19 protein-coding genes are annotated in these 20,270 nt (G+C 63.1%); 12 read left to right on the top strand and 7 right to left on the bottom strand.

Going from position 1 to position 20,270, the window contains the following annotated elements; genetic code table 11:
• Positions 1–107: 107 nt before the first annotated feature.
• The 6 genes from QZM67_RS09550 to QZM67_RS09525 all read left to right on the top strand — a co-directional run bounded on the left by QZM67_RS09550 (position 108) and on the right by QZM67_RS09525 (position 6,861).
• Complete coding sequence (locus QZM67_RS09550; RefSeq protein ID WP_301802110.1) at positions 108–1,304, top strand: amino acid ABC transporter substrate-binding protein; 1,197 nt, start codon at positions 108–110, stop codon at positions 1,302–1,304.
• A gap of 20 nt (positions 1,305–1,324) precedes the next feature.
• Positions 1,325–2,212, top strand: a complete 888-nt coding sequence (locus QZM67_RS09545; protein WP_301802107.1) for a branched-chain amino acid ABC transporter permease — start codon at positions 1,325–1,327, stop codon at positions 2,210–2,212.
• Positions 2,213–2,220: 8 nt separating this feature from the next.
• Entirely contained in the window at positions 2,221–3,207 is a 987-nt protein-coding gene (locus tag QZM67_RS09540; protein WP_301802104.1) for a branched-chain amino acid ABC transporter permease, read from the top strand.
• Complete coding sequence (locus tag QZM67_RS09535; protein ID WP_301802102.1) at positions 3,204–4,745, top strand: ATP-binding cassette domain-containing protein; 1,542 nt, start codon at positions 3,204–3,206, stop codon at positions 4,743–4,745. Before QZM67_RS09540 ends, QZM67_RS09535 begins: the two co-directional genes overlap by 4 nt.
• A 67-nt stretch (positions 4,746–4,812) precedes the next feature.
• A complete protein-coding gene (locus tag QZM67_RS09530) occupies positions 4,813–5,934 on the top strand; it encodes a porin (RefSeq protein WP_301802100.1) in 1,122 nt (373 codons plus the stop codon).
• Between the two features lie 240 nt (positions 5,935–6,174).
• Complete coding sequence (locus tag QZM67_RS09525) at positions 6,175–6,861, top strand: hydrolase (protein WP_301802097.1); 687 nt, start codon at positions 6,175–6,177, stop codon at positions 6,859–6,861.
• A gap of 278 nt (positions 6,862–7,139) precedes the next feature.
• Here the strand turns inward: QZM67_RS09525 and QZM67_RS09520 are convergent, their stop codons facing one another.
• The 4 genes from QZM67_RS09520 to QZM67_RS09505 all read right to left on the bottom strand — a co-directional run bounded on the left by QZM67_RS09520 (position 7,140) and on the right by QZM67_RS09505 (position 11,569).
• Positions 7,140–7,304, bottom strand: a complete 165-nt coding sequence (locus tag QZM67_RS09520) for a hypothetical protein (RefSeq protein WP_301802094.1) — start codon at positions 7,302–7,304, stop codon at positions 7,140–7,142.
• 105 nt (positions 7,305–7,409) lie between these two features.
• The gene (locus tag QZM67_RS09515) at positions 7,410–8,420 is read right to left on the bottom strand and encodes a hypothetical protein (protein ID WP_301802092.1); all 1,011 of its coding nucleotides are present in this window, start codon (positions 8,418–8,420) and stop codon (positions 7,410–7,412) included.
• A gap of 194 nt (positions 8,421–8,614) precedes the next feature.
• Positions 8,615–9,787 (bottom strand): MFS transporter, encoded by a 1,173-nt coding sequence (locus QZM67_RS09510; RefSeq protein ID WP_301802089.1) that lies wholly within the window; start codon positions 9,785–9,787, stop codon positions 8,615–8,617.
• Positions 9,788–10,708: 921 nt separating this feature from the next.
• Positions 10,709–11,569, bottom strand: a complete 861-nt coding sequence (locus QZM67_RS09505) for a PhzF family phenazine biosynthesis protein (protein ID WP_301802088.1) — start codon at positions 11,567–11,569, stop codon at positions 10,709–10,711.
• Between the two features lie 597 nt (positions 11,570–12,166).
• On the opposite strand from QZM67_RS09505, the gene QZM67_RS09500 reads away from it, so the two are divergent.
• Both QZM67_RS09500 and QZM67_RS09495 read left to right on the top strand, forming a co-directional pair.
• Positions 12,167–12,856 (top strand): CoA pyrophosphatase, encoded by a 690-nt coding sequence (locus QZM67_RS09500; RefSeq protein ID WP_301802086.1) that lies wholly within the window; start codon positions 12,167–12,169, stop codon positions 12,854–12,856.
• 36 nt (positions 12,857–12,892) lie between these two features.
• On the top strand, positions 12,893–14,284 hold the full coding sequence (locus tag QZM67_RS09495; protein WP_301802085.1) for an MFS transporter: 1,392 nt from the start codon (positions 12,893–12,895) through the stop codon (positions 14,282–14,284).
• 46 nt (positions 14,285–14,330) lie between these two features.
• Here QZM67_RS09495 and QZM67_RS09490 read toward each other — a convergent pair whose 3' ends face one another.
• Complete coding sequence (locus QZM67_RS09490; RefSeq protein ID WP_301802080.1) at positions 14,331–15,302, bottom strand: AraC family transcriptional regulator; 972 nt, start codon at positions 15,300–15,302, stop codon at positions 14,331–14,333.
• Between the two features lie 94 nt (positions 15,303–15,396).
• Between QZM67_RS09490 and QZM67_RS09485 the strand changes: the two genes are divergently transcribed.
• Positions 15,397–16,227 carry an oxidoreductase gene (locus QZM67_RS09485; RefSeq protein WP_301802079.1) on the top strand — a complete coding sequence of 277 codons (831 nt, stop codon included), beginning with the start codon at positions 15,397–15,399 and terminating at the stop codon, positions 16,225–16,227.
• 159 nt (positions 16,228–16,386) lie between these two features.
• Positions 16,387–17,223 carry an alpha/beta fold hydrolase gene (locus tag QZM67_RS09480; RefSeq protein WP_175021654.1) on the top strand — a complete coding sequence of 279 codons (837 nt, stop codon included), beginning with the start codon at positions 16,387–16,389 and terminating at the stop codon, positions 17,221–17,223.
• A 111-nt stretch (positions 17,224–17,334) separates the two neighbouring features.
• Here QZM67_RS09480 and QZM67_RS09475 read toward each other — a convergent pair whose 3' ends face one another.
• The gene (locus tag QZM67_RS09475; RefSeq protein ID WP_301802078.1) at positions 17,335–18,255 is read right to left on the bottom strand and encodes a LysR substrate-binding domain-containing protein; all 921 of its coding nucleotides are present in this window, start codon (positions 18,253–18,255) and stop codon (positions 17,335–17,337) included.
• A 165-nt stretch (positions 18,256–18,420) separates the two neighbouring features.
• Between QZM67_RS09475 and QZM67_RS09470 the strand changes: the two genes are divergently transcribed.
• Both QZM67_RS09470 and QZM67_RS09465 read left to right on the top strand, forming a co-directional pair.
• Positions 18,421–19,071: a LysE family translocator gene (locus QZM67_RS09470; protein ID WP_301802077.1), complete on the top strand. Its 651-nt coding sequence runs from the start codon at positions 18,421–18,423 to the stop codon at positions 19,069–19,071.
• 58 nt (positions 19,072–19,129) lie between these two features.
• Positions 19,130–19,504 (top strand): gamma-glutamylcyclotransferase family protein, encoded by a 375-nt coding sequence (locus tag QZM67_RS09465; protein WP_301802076.1) that lies wholly within the window; start codon positions 19,130–19,132, stop codon positions 19,502–19,504.
• A 42-nt stretch (positions 19,505–19,546) separates the two neighbouring features.
• Here the strand turns inward: QZM67_RS09465 and QZM67_RS09460 are convergent, their stop codons facing one another.
• Complete coding sequence (locus tag QZM67_RS09460; RefSeq protein WP_301802075.1) at positions 19,547–20,263, bottom strand: DUF3142 domain-containing protein; 717 nt, start codon at positions 20,261–20,263, stop codon at positions 19,547–19,549.
• Positions 20,264–20,270: the final 7 nt, after the last annotated feature.

The raw sequence follows: 20,270 nt of genomic DNA, 5'->3' as shown, positions 1-20,270 counted from the left end.
GCCGACCCTCGGGCTTCCCGGACTGGAGCGGCCAAAGATGACGCACCCGTGACGCTGCAGTGATCACGCCGGGAATGGAACGTTTCAAAAGAATATTGGAGACATAAATGCTTAGCATTACGAATCTAAGACTCGCGCTCGTGTTTGTGCTTGCTATCGCGGCGACGAGCCAGGTCGTTGCCGCCGACGAAATCGTCATCGGCGCGTCTTTACCGCTGTCCGGTCCGCTCGCGGGTTTCGGCGCCTATCAGAAGTGGGGCTATGAGACCGCGGTCAACGATGTGAACAAGAATGGCGGGCTCGACGTCGGCGGCACCAGGCACAAGATCAAGCTCGTCATCCGCGACGACAAGACGGATCCCAATTCGACCGCAAGCAACACCGAAACGCTGATCTCCCGCGACGGTGCAGTCGCGATGCTCGGTTCATGCACGCCGGCGCTCGTCAACGCCGGCGCACTCGTCGCCGAGCGCCGAAAGGTGCCGATCGTGTCTGGCTGCGATCCGCTGAGCGCGTTCAAGTCCGTGCGCCAATGGAAGTACGCGTGGGACATCTTCTTCGACGAAGGTGATCTGGGCACGGCCCCGTTCCGCATGCTCGCGGATTACCGGCTGGAAACGAACAAGAAGATCGCGATCTTTTCGGACAACGGTCCGGACGGCAAAGTGGTCGGCGGTGTGATCTGGCCTAACGCGGCCAGGCAAGGCGGGTTCACCGTCGAGCAGCAGAACGCATTTCCCGTCGATGCCCAGCAGTTTACGTCGATGATCAGCCAGGCCAAGGCCGACGACGTGCACATCGCGTTGGTGGACGCGATTCCGCCGCAGGCGATCGCCATGCGCAAGCAGATGGTTTCCGCGAACTTCCAGCCGAAGATTCTGGTGATGGAAAAAGGTGCCGAGCCGGAGCAGTTTGCCCGTGCGCTCGGCAGGTTGTCGGATGGCATCCTGGTGGGCGGCTACTGGGATCCATGCTTCCCGTATCCCGGCGCGGCTGATCTCGGCAAGCGTTTCGAGTCCGAGATGAAGCAAACGCAAAGTCAGCACATAGCAGACTCGTACACGGCTGCCCAGGTTCTCCTCGATGCCATCGCGCAAGCGGGCAGCGTCGACCGCGAGAAGATCAACGATGCAATCGGGAAGACCAACAAGACCTACGTCGTCGGGCCGGTCGCGTTCGACGCCGCGCATACGTCGAAAATCCCGATCGCGCTCATGCAGTGGCAGGGCGGCAAGGCCCTGACCGTCTGGCCGAAGGACCGGGCAAACGGAAAGCTGGTCTTTCCGCTGCCTGTCGCCCACTGACGCATGACAGGAGAACAGTCATGCCAGGACTTTCATTGCCGGATCTCTCCGTCGTCACGAGCAGCCTCGCGTCCGGCCTGCTGCTCGGCGGCATGCTTGCGCTGACTGCGTTGGGCCTGTCGATTGCATTGGGTGTCATGAAGCTCGTCAACCTTGCTCATGGCGAGCTGCTCGTGGCGGGCGCCTATCTCGGGTACTTCCTGACCCGCCTGGCCGGCGTGGATCCACTGCTGGGGTTGCCGCTCGTGGCGCTTGCGGCAGCGGCCATCGCGTTGCCGCTCCATCGGGTCCTGATCCGGCCGCTCGCGGGCAAGGGTATGGAGGCGCCGATGATGTCGATGTTTGGCATCTCGATCATCTTGCAGAACCTGTATCTGCTTGCCTTCAGTGCGGATACGAGAGCGATCGAGACGCCCTACGCGGCGCACTCGCTGCAGTTCGGCCCCGTCACGGTGCCCGAGATCTATGCGATCGGTTTCGTCGTGTCGGTGCTGCTCGTGCTGGGCGTGCACGCCCTCATTACACGGTCGGGCTTTGGACGGGACTTGCGTGCGGCCGCGACGGATCCGACGGCGGCGGCAGTCATGGGTGTGGATGTCGGCCGCGTGCATGCGCTGACGTTCGCGCTTGGGGCGGCCTGTGCCGCGATGGGCGGTGTCCTGATCGGAACGGCGTTCTCGTTCACGCCCAGTACCGGCTCGACCTATCTGCTGATGAGCTTCGCCGTTGTGGTCATGGGGGGCATCGGCAATATCTTCGGCACGCTCGTCGCCGGGGTCACGCTGGGTCTCCTTCAAAGCGTCGGCGCCCTGCTGCTGGGCGACGGTTATCGCGACCTGGTCGGGCTGGTTCTCTTTTTACTCGCCCTGACGCTGCGGCCGCAGGGCATGGTTACGGGAGTCCGGTGATGGCTCAAATGACAAACGATTCCGTTTCGCGCGAACCGTCCCGACCACCGCAGCTCATGAAGCGTCATTCCGCCACCGCAGATCTCATGCCGGTCCTGGTCGCCTGCATCCTTCTGCTGGTTGCCGGAATCGCGGTTCCGCAAATGGGCGACTACGCACTCGAGGTCGGCTTTCGCCTGCTGTTGCTGATAGCGATTGCCGAGGCGTGGAACCTGATGGCCGGCTACGGCGGCATGGTATCGCTGGGCACGGCGGCATTTTTCGGGGCGGGCGCCTATGCACTGACGGGGCTGGTCAATGTCACGGGGCTCCCGTTCCTGGTCGCCCTGCCACTGACCGGGCTGGTGGGCGCAGGTCTCGCCCTTGCAGTCTCGCGCGCGGTGTTCCGCTTGCGAGGGCTGTATTTCACCGTGGGCACGCTGGCGCTTGCCGAGGCGCTCCGTCTCTTCATGATCAACTACAACGGGTTCGGCGGCGCGTCCGGAATATTCCTGTCGAAGGACACGCCGGGGCTGCACACGCTGTTCCTGATGGCCATCGGCCTGCTCGTCGTGACCATCGTCGCGATGGATCTCGCGACGCGCTCCCGGTTTTCGATCCTGCTGCGTGCGGTGCGTGACGATGAGGATGCCGCGGCCCAGATAGGCGTGCGGACTTTCAGGATCAAGCTGGCTGCTTTCGTTGTATCCAGCTTCCTGACATCCGTGGCCGGCGGCCTTCAGGCGCTGAAGCTGGGCACCGTGGAGCCCTATGGTGCATTTGGCGTGCAGTGGACGGTCAGCGCGTTGTCGATCGTCATCATCGGCGGCCAGGGATTGCGGGCGGGCCCTGCCGTCGGTGCAATCTTCGTGGTCGCGCTGGGCGAGTTGCTCGCCGACTGGCCCGCCCTGCATCTGGCACTCACGGGTGCGATTCTCATTCTGGTCATTCGCTTTGCGCCGCAGGGCCTGGCCGGCGTCGGACAGACGATTTTCAAGGGCAGGGGCAACTCATGAACCTCGCACATCCATTGCTGGAAGCAACGGATCTGGTCAAGCGCTACGGCGGCCTCGTCGCCACGGACAACGTGTCGTTGACGATCGGCACGGGAGAAATCGTCGGCATCGTTGGTCCCAACGGCGCGGGCAAGTCCACCCTGATCGGTCTGCTGGGCGGCGCCGTTCGTGCCGACGGCGGATCCGTCAGGCTCGACGGCCGCGATATCACGGCACTTGGGGCCACGGAGCGCGCGCGACTGGGCATTGGCCGGACGTATCAGATCCCGCGCCCGTTCTTGAATGTCACGGTTCGGGAAAACCTGCTCGCGGCACGTTACAGCCTCTATCCGTTCTCCACGAGGCGCGACGCGATCGAGGCCTGCGACCGCATTCTGGAGCGGACCGGCTTGTTCGATATGGCGGATCTGCCCGCGCGACAACTGCCGCTCCTGCGCCGCAAGCGACTTGAAGTGGCGCGGGCGTTGGCGCTCGAACCCAGACTGCTGCTGCTGGATGAAGTCGGCGCCGGTCTGGTCGACAGCGAAATCACCGAACTCATCGACTTGATCCGGTCACTGCGGCACGAAGTTCAGGGAATGATCATCATCGAGCACGTGCTCCGGATCGTCCGCGAATGCTGCCAGCGCCTGACCGTGCTCAATTTCGGGCGCAAGTTTGCGGAAGGCGCTACGCAAGAGGTGCTGACCAGCGACGAAGTCGCCGCCGTGTACCTCGGCACTGCGCACGGCAAGGGGAGCGCCGACGCAGATGGCGGTCATCCGGAAGCGTCACCTCGCCCCGACGACGTAGCGTGTGTCGGTTCGGTCGAACAGGCACGGTCGACTCCCGTGCTGGAGCTCCGCGGCATCCACGCCGGCTACGGACAGGCGCGTGTCCTGAATGGCATCGACCTTAAGGTGAAAAACGGCGAAGTCATCGCCGTTCTCGGGACCAACGGTGCAGGCAAGACGACGCTCGCGAATGTCATTTCGGGCATCGTGCGTCCCACGGCAGGTGACATCCGGATCGATGGTCAGGTCGTCAACGACCATGCTCCCCATCGCATGGCGGCATTGGGGCTTTCTCAATGCATGGAGGGTCGACGCATCTTCGGTTCGCTGTCGGTCGAGGAGAACCTGATGCTTGCGGCGCGGAACGTGCCTGCTCAACAGATCCGTGAACGTCTTGAATCTGTCTATGACATTTTCCCCGATCTGCAGGCGCGCAGGAGCAATTCGGGCACGTCGATGTCGGGCGGTCAGCAGCAAATGCTGGCCATCGGTCGCACGCTGATGGCGCGACCGCGCCTGATCGTCTTCGACGAAATCAGCCTTGGCCTTGCTCCGGTGATGATGGACCGGCTCTACCTCACGCTCCGCAAACTCAAGGAGTCCGGTTTGACGATGCTGATCGTCGAGCAGGACGTCGAGCGTGCGCTCGACCTTGCCGATCAAGTGCACGTCATGGAGCACGGGCGCTTCGCGCTATCCGGGCCAACTGCCTCGATTCGTCACGATCCACGTTTGCGTCACCTGTATATCGGGACCGCAGACTGAGCTCCACCAGAAACCGCTTTACCCGCAATGACGATGCAATAAACCATATAAAACAGGAGACAAGGCAATGAGGAGAATCATCGCTGCAATCGCAGGCTCGAGCGTGTGTTTAGCTGCGCACGCGCAGAGTGCAGTCACGCTGTTCGGCTTTCTCGACGCCGGCATAACCTACGTCAGCAATCAGGGCGGACACGGCAACGTGATGATGGACACCGGGAACTTTGCACCCAACCTGTTCGGCCTGAAGGGATCCGAAGATCTGGGTGGCGGCACCAAGGCAATTTTCTTGCTGGAAAATCAATTCGATCTCGCCAACGGTTCCACGATTCCCGATGCCGGCTCCCTCTTCGGGCGGCAGGCCTGGGTAGGCCTGTCAGACGCACAATTCGGCGAACTCACGTTGGGCAATCAGCATGACTTCATGTGGGAATCCCTGCTGTTCGGTGGATTTCACGACCGCAATGGTGGATTTGATGGAGCGCTGCCGTACGGTGGGCTGTACAACTTCCGTCAGGGGCCGTTTTCCGCGCTCGGCGTTCCCAACAATCCGACCGGTTCTTTCGATTTCGACCGAGTGGCCGGCTCGTCTCGCGTTGCGAACTCGGTCAAGTACAAATCGCCGGATTTTCACGGCGTCACTTTCGGCGCGTTGTACGGATTCGGTGGGGTTGCCGGCGACTTTTCCTCCGGAAGCTCCGTGAGCTTCGGCGCCAACTATTCGCAAGGGCCCTTCGCGATCGGTGCAGCCTACACCGAGGTGAAGTATGCGCAAATGAACAATGGACACGACGGCATTCGTAACTGCGGCGTCGGCGTGCACTATGACTTCGGCGGCGTGCTCGCCAGCATGCTCTATACGAATACGAAGAACACCATGACCGGCGCTCGGATTGACGTGGGCCAGATCGGTGCGAACTGGTTCATTTCGAATGCGTGGACGTTCGGAGGAAACTACGAGTACATGAAGGGAAATGCCGCGTTGCAAAATGACAAGGCTCATCAGGTCACCGCATCGCTGATGTACTGGTTTTCGAAGCGCACGTCGGCTTACGTGGAGGGTGTCTATCAGTATGCGTCGGGAGACAACCCCGCCACGGGTGCCTGGATCAACGGACTCATCGGAACGACGGCTGCCTCGAGCAGCCACTCTCAGGCAATCGCGCGCCTGGGCTTGACGACATTGTTCTGACGGATGACGCCTGAATGATTCTGGGCCACGCTCCCATCAAGCACGATGCCCCCCACGATCAGTGGGGAATCGTCCGGTGTGAACGTTCCGCGTCAGGCAACGCGCGGAGCATCCGGTACCGCACCAAAGCATTCGGGCTCGCGACTGGATAAGCGACGTACCGATTTGGCAAAACAGACAAGCACCATTTTCAAATTTCCGGTTGCTCGACAGGCAACCGGGGCAACCCAGGAGACAACCATGAGACTCGATGAAGTAGAAAGCCTGCTTGACCCGACCCCGCTTCGCCTGGAAACAGGATACGAGCGGTTGCCCGACGGCGTACTTCATGTCGCCTGCAGAACCGACCTGCACCATTGCACTGGCGAGATGTTCGAGTGGTGGTTCCGGTCGCGCCCGGACACACGCCACTATCGCTGGTGGCATCCGGTCGATCACGTCAGCAGCGAGTGGGCCGAAGGGACCGACAATACCCACGTTGGCTCGATCCATCTGGTCGAGGAATACTTTACCGGGTTGCCGGCCCAAAAGCTCGCCATCCAGTTCCGCGATGCGTCGGAATTCTTCAACGAGAATCCGTACAAGATTGCGCGGGACGAGAAGCGCATATCGGCGGCGATATGCGGCCGCATCGGCCTCGGAACGCATCCGGAACGCACACCGGATGGCAAGGTCGTCGGCGGCCGCCTGCTTCATGTCGGACGAGATACGTCATGGGGCCTTGCACTGCGCAGTCACTTCTATATCGGCCAGGATTTGCCGGCCGCCGGCAAAACGCCCGAAGAGATCGGAGCGATGTTCCCCGACGAGTTCGGGCATGCGCTGCTCAGGCATTGCTACAACGAATTTACGTTCCTGTCGCGATTCCTTCCGTCGCTGTACCTCGGCGACAATCGGGAAAAAATCGACATCCCGCTTCCCTGGTAACGGGTTTTGCCCATTGATCTGCGTGATCTCATCCTTAGCCCGATAGGACAAAGGCCGATGGAAAATCATACGGAACGAAATGACCTCCGCAAGAACCGGTCACAAGACATCTGCAACTGGATCCGCGTCGCAGTTCGTTTGCGTGCGCAGTGTGAGCTGCAATTCGTTTTTGTCGATGCCGAAGCGGACGCTCAGCGACCGGAGAACAGCGGCTGTCCACCGCCTCGGCGACCAGAATCGCGTACTGATGGCATGAAGGCAGAGTAATCCGGTCGAATTCACCTGTCGTTGCGGGCGAATGTCCGCAACGACAGAGCCGGATACCCGTTGATCGATGCGATGACCTTTATCGACGCAAGTGCCTGATTCTCGGGAAGTGGATCCCAAAGCCCGAAGTCGTATTCGGATAACGGATCGCTGGCCGAGAATTCAACTCGGCTCATTGCTTCCTCATCAATCGCTGATATCGATTTCAGATGAAACGGGCGGCGCCCGTAGTAGATCGGATGCCAACATCGTGTCACCCGACTACAACGCGCGCCTTGCCGTCAGGCACCGTACTCCTGGTAGAGAGCCGGAAGGAATTTTCCGAGGCATGTGAATTCGGTCATGTCATGAACGGCCATTTCGTAGGCGAGATTTTCAAGCATGACCTTGTCCAGCTTCATCTTCCTGACCAGTTCCTGCGAGAGACGTGCGCCGTCCGGGAATTTCTTGAAGCGACCAAACGATGCATGCGAGCCGATCCAGTAGCGGTTGATCATTTCCAGTCCGGCAGGCGTGTCGCGACCCAGGTGGATCATGAAAACCAGCGGTGAGTGCCGGTCCGTTACCGGCGTGATTATTCCGCTTGCATTGAACGTAAACCCGTTGGCCTTCAGTGCTGCCGGGTCAACACCGAAGCTCTCCGGCGTATCGAAGTTGATATAGCTGTCGAGCAGCAACGGGCCGATGTATTCGGTAACGTGATTCGGGTTGCCATAAAGACGCTCGCTGTAGGTCAGCTTGTCATTGGCGAGTCGAACCGGATCGACAACCGAGTTGTGAATGTGCGCGTGCGGGAACCACAGCATGTAGCGCTCGCTTTCGATCGGATGCCACGTGAACCACCACTCGAACATTTTCGCGGTAACGCCCGGGAAGACATGCCGGCTCTGCGCGTAGGCGAGCGGACCTTCGTCGATGAACGCATAGCCGGAAACCGGTGCATCGGCGAACGTTTGCATCATCTTCGCCAGCCCGGCGACCGTTGGCGGGAGCACGTGTTCCGGCGGAAGCGGGCCGCTCGCGAGCGCATTCACCATGTCGACCGGCGCCACGAGATCCTTCGTGAAATATTTCGCGTACGGCTTGTCTTTCACCAGTTTCTCATTGATCGGCCACCGCTTCTGCATCGGGACTTGAAAATACGTGATACGCGTTCGGTCCGCGCTTGTGCCACCCGGTGCGACTGACGCACTCGCGGATGCAATGGACGGCAACGTATTCGCCGCGGCCATCCCGGCCAGGAGGGCAGGCGCGCCGCTGAGAATTTTTCGGCGTTTCAGGTTGGTGTGCATGTTATTCCTCTCGAATGAGTGGGGGAATCTGGTGTGCGCGCGACGAAAGGCATGGTGACGACGAAGTTCGGCCCGAGTACGCGAGCACCGAAACGGCATCCGGCCGCGGCGGGTGTTGGTACGAAATCATGCTGCTTCCAAAGCGGTTAGCATTACGTATTGATTAATTTCCTCTGAGGTTCTTGTACGGCGAGTCACGCCGATGTGCGGTCAATGTTCGGGGCGGGGCGAGACCGAATGCTCCAGGCAATCGCCGTTATCGCCGAGACGCCCGCAGCCAGATAAAACGGAATGGAATGTCCACCTGGTACCAGCTCCATGAACGATGACGCAAACTGACCCAGAAAAATGGCAACGGACAACAGCGCGAGATTTCGACCTCGCGCTGTTGCGTCGCTGCGCTCGATCGTCATGTGGTTGACGAGCGGAGTCGACAATCCGAAGCCGGTACCGAGCAACACGGTTCCCGCGAACAGCATTGCTGGATCCACTGCGAGTGCGAAGCACAAATGCGCCAGGGCATAGGCAGAGAAAGCAAGCACGAATGTGAATGATGCTCCGACTCGCCTGATGATCCGCGGCATCACTGCAGCGACTACGACAGCGACCACCGACACGAAGGAAAGCACATAGCCGACCTCCGATTCGCTGAATGCGACCTGCCCGAGGCCAGTGGTCAGCCGGAATGGCAGAACGATAATCGCGGTGAAGAAGCAAAGCATCGACAGGAATGCCGCGCCGAAAATCGAGGTCGTCTCGCCTGTTTGCGTCGCACTGCAGATCGATACTTCGGCCACCGGGGACGGCACCTGATTCGGAACGAAGGCCAGCACCATAGCCAATATCAGGAGTGCGACAAGATACAGCGCGAATGGCCCTGCCCATCCGATGCGTGCCAGCATTCCGCCAATCGACAGGAAAATGACGCCGCCAATCTCGATGGCCACACCTTGGCGCGCAATCACCGCCAGCCGAGCCGCTCCCGAGAAGAACTCGGATATCAGCGTGGTACCGGCTGCCATGACGATGACCGTGGCGCCGCCGAGCAGTATCCGGTCCGCAAATACCGGAATGGGACCGTGGAGCATGACGGCTCCCGCCCCCAACACTGCATACAACACAAGCCCGTAGCAGAGGGCGCGATACGCGCCGACTTTCGTGAGGAATCGCCCGGACACCCCACCAAACAATACGACGCCCAGTGACGGGAGCGTCACGAGCCAGCTGGCTGCGTGAGGCACGCCGAGAGCGGGCGCAATGCCCGGCAATCCCGGGGCGAGAACGCAACCCACCATGATAGTTGGACAGGCGGCAAGCAGTAGCGACAATGCCCCAGCCTTGCCCAGACGGCTGGAATGGTTTTGCAATTGACCCTCTTGGTTTGTGTATCGTTATGCGATACAGATGAATCTAATTACGGTACATAAAGTCTGAGGACGAATCGTCTCGATGTCAAGGGACACCGGAAATGAGCGAGCGGCTCGACTCGGTCGCCGATCGTGCTCGGTTCACATTTCGGCTGACGTGTTCGCCGCTCAACGGGGCAGTTGCCTATGAGCAAGGTCCGCACGACTACAGGGTTAGCTCGTATGCGCGTCGTCCGGCCAGACCGTGATGGTGGCGATGCCGGACGCTGTCGCCTCGAGACGCTCGAAGAGGGCGACCCGTCCGAGGTGAACGTCGAGGCAGCGAATACGTCGGTGACTTGCAGTTTCGACGCTGGAGGGTTCGTGAAGGCGTAGCAGCGCTCCGGCTGCGAGGTGCCATCTGTTGTGGACGTGCTGTTGCTCGGACTGGCTATTGCCAGCGTCGAGGTTTTTCAACAGAGGCAGATTGAGGTTGCTCGCGTGCCGCGTGGGGATGCTTCAATTCGACTTAAATCGGTCGTTCCAGACAAGGCGCTGATTGTCTGCTACTGGCCGATGCCTGCTCGATACGGATGCTGGGTCACGACGCAGTCCCAATTGCGCGCTACACCGAAGATGGATGTATACGCACTACCGTGCGTGGTGTCAGTGCGTGCGCAAAACACGCTATTTTCGAGTGAACGTACAGTTGAGCGGGCGAGACAAAGAAAATACCCGCTCAGCGAGCGGGCATGTGAAGGGGAGGAGCGGGAACGTACCGCAGAACCCCCTCCAGGCCAGTAAGCCCTGCACCCTGTTTTCTTTCACCTGACATCGATCAGCCATGACTTGGGCGTACTCAGGCACGGCGAGACGCTGCACGAAGTGACAGTGTGGCGGGTGGGGGCGCGATGCGCGCAAGCGCCGCCCTGATCGCCCCCGTCACACGTTGATTACGCCGCGCCCGATTTCGATCACGCGCCCGCCGACGCCGATTTTACCCGTCGCGCCGACCGACAGCCGCAGTCGGCAAGGCCGGCCGACGGCATCGCCTTGCTCGACCTGAAACGCGGCGGGCAGATCGTGCCCGGCGGCAAGCAACCAGCCACCGAGGTTCGCACAGGCCGACCCGGTGCCAGGATCTTCCGACACGCCGCCGCCCTGCTTCACGAAGAAGTAACGGGACACCACCGTCCCCGGTCGCTTGGCGTCGAACGCGAACACATACGCGGTCCTGCGGCCGAGACTGCTTTGAGGCCAGATGTCGAGGCGGGCGCTGTCGGGCTGCGCACGCCGTACGGCGGCGGGGTTCTTGACCGCGACCAGCAACTGGTCTGCACCCGTGTCGACCCAGATCGGCGGCGCGAGCAGATCGGCTTCCGTGAGTCCCAGCAGGGCCGCCGTGCGGGCAGCGGACAAATCGCACGGCGCCGTCTTTGGCATGCCCACGTGCGGCGCGGTGAACGTCCACACGTCGTCGTGCGCGTTGACGTCGACCACGCCGGCCTTGAATTCGAGCGCGAGATCGTTGCCCGCACCCAGCAGGTCGCGCACGACATGCGCGGTGCCGAGCGTCGGATGGCCCGCAAAGGCCATCTCGTAGCCCGGCGTGAAGATGCGTACCCGCGCATGCGCGCGCGCCGACGGCAGCACGAAGGTCGTTTCCGACAGGTTGAACTGCACGGCGAGTGCGCGCATGGTCGCGTCGTCCATGCCGCGCGCATCTTCGAATACGCAAAGCGGGTTGCCGCCGAACGTCGATTCGGCGAATACATTCAGCAGGCGGAAGGCGTAGGAAGGCATTTGACGCTCGTGTGAGTGGGGTGAGTGGCGTGTGCGCTGCTCGATGCGCCGGAAGTCGTTCAGGGTCGCATGGGCCGGCTCGGCTTGTCGAGTGGCGCAAGCATTGCCGGTGTTCCGACGGACAGAATGCGTCGATCAACACGCGCCCGCTCGCGTCCGGCTTGATGTACTCGACCGCGAGCAGCGCGACGATCGGATGGGTCGTCAAAAGGTGGCGTGATCGGGTGAATGATCGCCGAAGTCCGCCACCATCGCGCCGGTGTTGCACGCCACCACTGCCGCCACCGCGACGGCGAGCCGACCTCCGCCGCTTGGGCGCCGACGTAACGTGCGCATACGATCGGTCGGAATTTCATTTTTCGTGCATGATCGGGTTTCTCCGTCGATCGACGGCGATCGGGCTCCGGCATTCAGCTATCCGCAACGCTCGCGGATATTTTTGCGCTGAAGCAGACAGTCGCGCTCCTGCGCGTGTCAATTGCGATCGCATGCGAACACGGGCTCATCGGATTGACCACAACGACGCCGTGCCCATGCAACACGTGTCGGGTTCAGTGTCGCTCGGCGCGTGCAGGTTGCCGCACGCAGGAGGAAGACATGGAACCAGACGGAAGCGTTCTGAATACCAGCGGCGGGTTGGCCAGCGCGCTTGCGGGGACCGGCTCGCCGCAGGCCGCCCTGGACGCGATCGTTCGTGGCGTGGAAAGCCACGGCATTCCTGCCGGCACCGACTGGCCGACGGCGAAGCAATCTCTCGCGGACAACGACGGACAGTGGAAATTCTCGGCGGTGCTGGTCGCGATCGTCGCGCGGCGCGAGCCGACGATCCTGCTGACCAAGCGCGCGTCGGATCTCAGCGAATACTCGTCGCATGTGAGTTTTCCGGGCGGCCGCCCGGCGGAGTCCGACCGCGATATCGGCGCGACCGCATTGCGTGAGGCGTTCGAGGAAATCCGCCTTGCGCCGGACGCGGTTCGCGTGGTCGGCAGCTTGCCGATCCATAAAACCAGAAAGCGCAATCACGCGATCTTTCCCGTGATCGGCATCGTGCCGGAAACGGCGAAATGGGAAGCGGCGCCCGCGGAAGTCGCGGAGATCTTCGAGTTTCCGTTCCCGGTGCTGCTGAATCCGGATCTGCTCCGGCAATACCCGGACGGCGAGCGCGCGGGCGCATGGTACTGGGCGGAGCAGGCGCAGGACATCTGGGGCGTGACCGCGCTCATCCTGAAGTCGCTCGTGGGCCTGGTACGCGATGCCGCACGCGGCGAGCAGACGCGTCGCGACTAGTTCATGAACCGGGCCTTCGCCCGGCAAGGGTGACGCATGGAGATGGCAGAAACGTTCGGCGACGAAGGGTTCGACATTCCTCGCCGCTATTTTGCAGCGGTCGCGATTCTGGTCGGCGTATTCATGTCCGCGCTGGACAGCGCAATCGTCAATATCGCGCTGCCGACGATCTCGACCGACCTGCACGTGGGTGCGGCGGCGGTCATCTGGGTCGCGAACGGGTATCAGGTCGCGAGCGCGGCGACGATGCTGACGTGCGCGTCGCTCGGCTCGAGAATCGGCGAGCGACGCTTTTACACGATCGGGCTGGTGTTGTTTACCCTCTCGTCTCTCGGCTGCGGACTGGCGCCCACCTTCGGTGCGCTGGTGGCGATGCGGATCCTGCAGGGCATCAGCTACGCAATCCTGATCAGCGTCGGCTATGGTCTCTACCGGGTGATCTTTCCGCCCGGTTCGCTGGGGACGATCTTCGGCATCAATGCGCTGGTGTTTGCGGTCGGGACGGCTGTCGGCCCTGCATTGGGCGGCCTGATCGTCTCCTGGGCATCGTGGCCCTGGCTGTTCTACATCAACCTTCCGTTCGGGATCGCCGCCATCGCGTTCTCGTTCGTCGCGCTGGGGAAAGACACGCATCGGGAGCGCGGTTTCGACGTGCCGGGGGCGGTGACTTCCGCCGCGGCATTCGGCCTCTTTGCGCTGGCCATTGACCAGATCGGGCAGTGGAGCAATCGAACCGTGCTCGTGCTTGCCGCGACGGCGGTGGCGTTGATGCTGGCCTTCTGCATCGGGCAGGCCCGGGCACGGCATCCGCTGTTGCCGCTGGATATTTTCAGGTCGCGCCGGTACACGTTCGCGGTGCTGACGTCGGTGACGATGTTCGTGTCGCAAGGCATGGCGTTGGTGGCGTTGCCGTTCGTGCTGCAGCACACGTATGCATACAGCGTGTTGAAATCGGCGCTGGTCTTTACGCCCTGGCCGATTGCGGTCGCGCTGTGCGCGCCGTTTGCCGGGCGACTGGCGAATCGCTTCAATGCGACGCTGCTGTCGAGTGTCGGCGTGCTGATGTTCTGTCTCGGGATCGGTTCGCTGACCCTGTTGCCCGCGCAACCAACGGTCGAGGATGTCCTGTGGCGCGTCGCGCTATGCGGCGTGGGGTACGGCTTCTTCCTGCCGCCGAACAACAAGGAGATGTTTGCGAACGCGGCGAAGAACCGGACGGCCACCGCTTCCGGCGTGCTGTCGACTGCGAGAACGACAGGCCAGTCGATCGGCGCCGCGCTGGTCGCCGTGGTGATCGCACTCGTCGGCGGCGTGGGCGGAGGCGGGGGCGAGCGGCAGTTTCCGGTCTACGTCTTCGCGTTGGCCTGCGCGATCGCCGCGCTGTCGTTCTTCGCGAGCATCGCGCGCATCTACCGGCAGCGGGGCTAGGTGCGGTTGACGGACATCCACACGCGGGCCTCGCACGCTGCCCGATTCAATGCGACGACACGAACACCGCATCGTCGAATGCGGCCGGAATCGCGAAGCTTGCGCGCATGCGCTGCGTTTCCTTCGCCGGCGTCAGGCCGAACAGGCGCTTGAATTCGCGGCTGAACTGCGACGGGCTCGCATAACCGACCGCGTAGCCGGCCGCCTCCGCCGTCAGATCCTCGCGCACCATCAGCAAGCGGGCCTGATGCAGCCGTATCGATTTCAGGTACTGCATCGGCGATACCTGCGTGATCGCCTTGAAGTGGCTGTGGAAGCTCGGCACGCTCATGCCGGCTTCGTCGGCCAGTTGCGGCACGTCGAGCGGCCGCGCGTAATCGGCGTGGATCACGCGCAGTGACCGGCCGATCCGGCCGAACTGTCCGCGCATCGCCAGGGCGCCGCGCATCGCGCTGCCCTGCGCACCGGTGAGCACGCGGAAATACAGCTCGCGCAGCAGCGCCGGGCCGAGCACCGCGGCGTCGAGCGGCCGGTGCATCGCCTCGACGAAACGCAGCACCGACGCGTGCATCGTGGCATCCATCGGCGTCGACATCATGCTCCGGGGCGCCTGCACGGGCTCCGCGATGCCTGCGCGGTCGATCTGCGCCGCGAGTTCGGCGGCCATCGTGAAATCGAGGTGCAGGTACAGCGCGAGCAGCGGACGCTCGGGCGTCGCGTCGGTTTCCATGCTGAACGGGACGGGCACGGACACCGCCAGGTAGTGATGTTCGTCGTACAGATAGCGCTCGCCACCGAAGTAGCCGCGTTTGCAGCCCTGGCACACGATCACGATGCCGGGGTCGTAAAGCACCGGCGTGCGCGACAGCGCGCGGTTCGAGCGCAGGATGCGCACGCTCGGCAGCGCCGTCAGGTTGTAGCCTTCGTCGGGCGCCAGCGCGCGCAGCAGCGTCACCAGACGCTTCCGGTCGCGCGGCGGCAGCGATGGGGGCCGGGCGGAGGTGGGCTCGGGGCTCATAGTTTTGTGCAAGAAAATCAGCGGAATCGGGCTTATTCGGCGTACAGCGTCAGACTAGTATGCACGCTCCAATCGACATTCGGGAGAAGCTCAAATGGCATCCGGCAACCTCATGCTCATCACCGGCGTCAGCAGCGGCTTCGGCCGCGCGCTCGCACAGGAGGCGCTCGCGGTCGGTCACACGGTGGTCGGCACCGTGAGAAGCGCGCAGGCGGCGCAGGATTTCGAAGCACTGTCCGCGCAGGCGTTCGCGCGGGTGCTCGACGTGACCGACTTCGATCGCATCGACGGCGTCGTCGCTGAAATCGAGGCGAACGTCGGGCCCGTCGACGTGCTGGTGAACAACGCCGGCTACGGGCACGAAGGGATCATGGAAGAAGCGCCGCTCGCGGAGATGCGCCGGCAGTTCGACGTGAACGTATTCGGTGCGGTCGCGATGATGAAGGCGGTCGTGCCGTACATGCGTGAGCGGCGGCGCGGCCGCATCCTGAACATCACGTCGATGGGCGGCCACATCACGATGCCGGGCATCGCTTACTACTGCGGCAGCAAGTTCGCGCTGGAAGGCATTTCCGAAACCGTCGGAAAGGAGCTCGAGCCGCTCGGCATCGCGGTGACGGCCGTGGCGCCGGGTTCGTTCCGCACCGACTGGGCCGGCCGCTCGATGATGCGCACGCCGCGCTCGATCGCGGACTACGACGCGCTCTTCGATCCGATTCGCCAGGCACGCGAAGAGAAGAGCGGCAAGCAACCGGGCGATCCCGCGAAAGCTGCGCGGGCGATGCTCGCGGCGATCGCGGCGGAACATCCGCCCGCGCATCTGCTGCTCGGCAGCGATGCGCTGCGGCTCGTGCGCGGCAAACTGGCGGCGCTGGATGCGGAATTCCGGGCGTGGGAGGCCGTGACGGTGTCGACGGATGGTTGACGCGTGGCTACGCACGATCGTTCGTCCGTAGCGGGTTCGTCCACGTTGACGAAAGTGTCGACGATCATTCGCATCTTGGCGTCATCGTTTAACAAACCTGTCCGATAATGGCTGCCGGCCACAGCGCCGAGTCCAACCACCTTACAGGAGTCCATCGCGATGCCAACCGTCACAACAAAGGATCACGTCGAGATTTTCTACAAGGACTGGGGCCCGAAGGACGCGCAGCCCATCATGTTCCACCATGGCTGGCCGTTGTCCGGTGACGACTGGGACGCGCAGATGCTTTTCTTCGTCCAGAAGGGCTATCGCGTGGTGGCGCACGACCGGCGTGGCCACGGCCGGTCGGCGCAGGTGTCGGACGGCCATGACATGGATCATTACGCGGCAGATGCGTTCGCGGTGGTCGAAGCGCTCGACCTGCGCAATGCAGTGCACATCGGTCACTCGACCGGCGGTGGCGAAGTGGCGCGCTACGTCGCGAAGCACGGCGAGCCGGCCGGCCGCGTCGCGAAGGCCGTGCTGGTCAGCGCGGTGCCGCCGCTGATGCTGAAAACCGAATCGAACCCCGAAGGGCTGCCGCTCGAGGTGTTCGACGGCTTCCGGAAAGCGCTTGCCGACAATCGCGCGCAGTTCTTCCTCGACGTGCCGAGCGGCCCGTTCTACGGGTTCAACCGCGAAGGTGCAACCGTGCATCAGGGCGTGATCCGGAACTGGTGGCGACAGGGGATGGAAGGCAGCGCCAAAGCGCATTACGAAGGCATCAAGGCGTTTTCGGAAACGGACCAGACCGACGACCTGAAGTCGATCTCCGTCCCGACGCTCGTGCTGCATGGTGAAGACGACCAGATCGTGCCGATCGCAGATGCCGCGCTGAAGTCGATCAAGCTGCTGAAGAACGGCACGCTGAAGACGTACCCGGGTTACTCGCACGGGATGCTGACGGTCAACGCGGACGTCCTCAACGCCGACCTGCTGGCTTTCGTGCAGGCGTAACGGTATCGGCGCAGGCCCGCTTCGACGGGCTGCGCTGTCGTTGCGTGCCGGCGGCGCGAGGGTGCGCCCGTAGCGCCGTCGGCAACGCGGCCGGATCGCCGGCCGCAGCGGTCAGCCCGGACCGTTGAAGCGGATGCCCGGAAACGTCAAACGCGGCATCCGGCTTTCCAGGAACGCGAGCAATTCGCGCACCTGCGCGGCCTTGGCGGAGTCTTCCGGCCAGACGAGGTAGTACGCGTCGCCGGAATTGACGGCCGTCTTGAACGGCAGCACGAGCTGCTTCTCGTCGATGGCCGTGGCACACAGCGCGAGATCGCCAATCGAGAGGCCGTGGCCGGCAATGGCCGCCGCGATCCCCTGTTCGAGCATGTCGAACACCTGCCCGCGCGTGATGTCCACTTCGAGATCATGGCCGCTGCCCTTGAGCCAGCGGCGCCAGTCGCGCCGATCGGGCGACGGGTGGATCAGCTCGCATGCCGCCGGATTCGTGCGTGCGACGGTCGCGGTCGCACGCGAGCACACCGGAATCAGCCATTCATCGAATAGCTTCACGCACTGCGTGGCCTCGCCGAACTTGCCTGCGCCGAGCAGGATCGCGCAATCGTAGGATTCGCTGAAAAAATCGACGGTATCGACATCCATCCACACGCTCGCGATCTGCACCTCGAACGCGGGACGCGTGGCGCGAAACGCGGCGAGTGCATCGAGCAGCCAGCGCATCGTGAGGGTGGACGGCGCCTTGAGCCGCAGCACGTCGCGTTGCGACTGGAACAGCACGCAGGCTTCCTCGATCTGCCGGAAGCCGCGCCGCAGGCCCGACGCGAAGATCTGCGCTTCCGCCGTCACGGTCATTTTCGGGCCGCGCCGGACGAACAGCTTCCGGCCGAAGTAGGCCTCGAGCGTTCGGACGTGCTTGCTCACCGCGCTTTGCGTCAGGCTCAGTTCCTCGGCGGCCAGCGTAAACGAGCCGGTGCGCGCGGCGCTTTCGAACGCGCGCAGCGCGTAGACGGGGGGGAGCGGTTTGGCCTTCACGGGTTTCGAATATGAATAAAACTCATGTCATCCGGCAGGATTTTCCGTTTTTCAGCAGCAGGGCGGGCACGCAATACTTGATAAACCCGTGCAATCCACTGCGCTGAATCCCGATGATGCCACCGTGGCGGGCGCACGCGTCAATCCATCCAACAACTTTTTGTCATGGCACTCCATTACCCGCTGCTGTTCGCCTATCTCGCCGCGATCGTGCTGCTCATCGCGACCCCCGGCCCCGTCGTCATGCTCGTGGTTGGCACCGTCGCGCGGCGCGGCTTTCGCCAGGGCTTGCTGACCGCGGTGGGCGCGAATGCCGCGAGCCTCGTGATGATCGCGGGGGCGATGCTGATGGTGTTCGGCGTCGTGCTCGTCAGCGATCGCCTGCTCACGGGGCTGCACGTGGCCGGTTGCATCTTCATCGCGGTGCTGGCCATCCGGACGCTGCTCGGCGAATGGCGCGCCAGCCGGACGCGCGACGGCAACGACTCGCGGGAAGGCGAACCGGCGTCGCAGGCGCCGCGCTTGCCGGGCGTCGTGCGCGGCTTTCTCGTCGGCATCGCGAATCCGAAGGACCTGCTGTTCTTCGTCGCGTTCTTCCCGCAGTTCGTCGGCATCACGCCGGATTCGCGCGTGAGCCTGGCCATCCTGGCCGCACTGTGGATCGCGGTCGATTTCACGATCCTGACCAGCTACATGGCCGCGATCAACCATCCGCTGATTCATCGCAAGCAGCGCTGGATCACGGCTTCGTCGGCGGGCGCGCTGCTCGTGATTGCGCTCGCCGGGCTTGGCGGCGCGATCGCGGGTGCCGCGTAGGCCCATCGGCGATCTGCGTTACGCTTCGTGTGCCCCAACGCTCTTATCGAGTTCAACCATGTCCAGCACTACCCCGACTTTCTCCGAGCACCTCTTTTCCTATGGCACGCTGCAACTCGAACCGGTGCAGCTCGCCACCTTCGGCCGCAAGCTCGACGGCCGGGAGGATGCGATGCCCGGTTACGCAATGGCGATGCTGAAAATCGACGACCCGGAAGTGGTCGCGACGAGCGGGAAGACGCATCATCCGGTGGTGGCCTATACCGGCCACGCGGGCGACCGCGTCACGGGCACCGTGTTTGCGATCACGCCCGAAGAACTGCAGCACGCGGACGACTACGAAGTCGATTCGTATCGACGCGATCGCGTGGTGCTCGAGTCGGGTGTCGCCGCATGGGTGTACGTGGACGCAAATTCGCCGCGCCCTGAATGAATCCGAAGTGCGGGCAGGCTCGATACCGCCGCATTTTTCCCGCTAATCGTTGCGCAGGAACACGACGTAGCCGCGGAACCACGGGTTCGTCGCGAGGTAGGGCGGCGCGTCCCATTCGCCGCCCTGGATGATGCCGATGCGAAACGGCAGCTGCAGCCGCGCGACGCGCGGCAGGTAGTCCGCGTAGTCGGGGATCGTGCTGCGGCCCTGGTAGGTCTGCACGACCACTTCGTCGACGATTCCCCTGAGCTGGTTGACCTGGTCGGTATCGATGCGGCTGCTCCAGTCGAGCAGCCCGGTGATGCTCAGCCGGCAATCGGCGGGCAGCGTCTCGCGCAGCGACCGCAGGAATTCGAGGTAATCCTGCAGGTGGCGCGTGCGCGCATCGAAGTCGATCTGGATACCGGTGATCGTGCGGCCCGACGCGCGCCAGCGCGTGAGCTGCGCGAGCATGATCTGCGTGACGCGCGGTGTCCACCGCAGCGTATGCGCACGATAGACGAGCCACACGCGCGCCTGCGGCGCGGGCGGCAGCGCGACGCCCTGCGCGATCACGCGGACCTGCGATTCGTCCCACGGCGGTGCCTCGATCTGACCTTGCAGCACGTAGACGGTGCGGGCGTCGCGCACGACCGCCTGCGGCTTCACGCCCGCCCACAGCCAGAACGCGTCGTACCGCGCGGCGTCGACGGTGCCGGCCAGGGCGACGCGCCCGGCCAGCAGCAGTGCGAGGCACGCCAGGCACGCGATGCGCTTCACGCGGCGC

The organism is Burkholderia sp. AU45251 (assembly GCF_030482905.1).
In the GTDB taxonomy this organism is placed as follows: Bacteria; Pseudomonadota; Gammaproteobacteria; order Burkholderiales; family Burkholderiaceae; genus Burkholderia; species Burkholderia aenigmatica.
The sequence above is the reverse complement of the archived record's forward strand: the minus strand, read 5'-3'. Positions and strand labels throughout refer to the sequence as shown.

Bases quoted from the DNA above. Each gene is read 5' to 3' on its own strand.
- QZM67_RS09535 (WP_301802102.1), top strand. From the start codon at position 3,204: ATGAACCTCGCACATCCATTGCTGGAAGCAACGGATCTGGTCAAGCGC.
- QZM67_RS09465 (WP_301802076.1), top strand. From the start codon at position 19,130: ATGTCCAGCACTACCCCGACTTTCTCCGAGCACCTCTTTTCCTATGGC.
- QZM67_RS09525 (WP_301802097.1), top strand. From the start codon at position 6,175: ATGAGACTCGATGAAGTAGAAAGCCTGCTTGACCCGACCCCGCTTCGC.
- QZM67_RS09545 (WP_301802107.1), top strand. From the start codon at position 1,325: ATGCCAGGACTTTCATTGCCGGATCTCTCCGTCGTCACGAGCAGCCTC.
- QZM67_RS09490 (WP_301802080.1), bottom strand. From the start codon at position 15,302: ATGAGCCCCGAGCCCACCTCCGCCCGGCCCCCATCGCTGCCGCCGCGC.
- QZM67_RS09500 (WP_301802086.1), top strand. From the start codon at position 12,167: ATGGAACCAGACGGAAGCGTTCTGAATACCAGCGGCGGGTTGGCCAGC.
- QZM67_RS09550 (WP_301802110.1), top strand. From the start codon at position 108: ATGCTTAGCATTACGAATCTAAGACTCGCGCTCGTGTTTGTGCTTGCT.
- QZM67_RS09520 (WP_301802094.1), bottom strand. From the start codon at position 7,304: ATGAGCCGAGTTGAATTCTCGGCCAGCGATCCGTTATCCGAATACGAC.
- QZM67_RS09485 (WP_301802079.1), top strand. From the start codon at position 15,397: ATGGCATCCGGCAACCTCATGCTCATCACCGGCGTCAGCAGCGGCTTC.
- QZM67_RS09505 (WP_301802088.1), bottom strand. From the start codon at position 11,569: ATGCCTTCCTACGCCTTCCGCCTGCTGAATGTATTCGCCGAATCGACG.
- QZM67_RS09540 (WP_301802104.1), top strand. From the start codon at position 2,221: ATGACAAACGATTCCGTTTCGCGCGAACCGTCCCGACCACCGCAGCTC.
- QZM67_RS09480 (WP_175021654.1), top strand. From the start codon at position 16,387: ATGCCAACCGTCACAACAAAGGATCACGTCGAGATTTTCTACAAGGAC.
- QZM67_RS09470 (WP_301802077.1), top strand. From the start codon at position 18,421: ATGGCACTCCATTACCCGCTGCTGTTCGCCTATCTCGCCGCGATCGTG.
- QZM67_RS09495 (WP_301802085.1), top strand. From the start codon at position 12,893: ATGGAGATGGCAGAAACGTTCGGCGACGAAGGGTTCGACATTCCTCGC.
- QZM67_RS09530 (WP_301802100.1), top strand. From the start codon at position 4,813: ATGAGGAGAATCATCGCTGCAATCGCAGGCTCGAGCGTGTGTTTAGCT.
- QZM67_RS09515 (WP_301802092.1), bottom strand. From the start codon at position 8,420: ATGCACACCAACCTGAAACGCCGAAAAATTCTCAGCGGCGCGCCTGCC.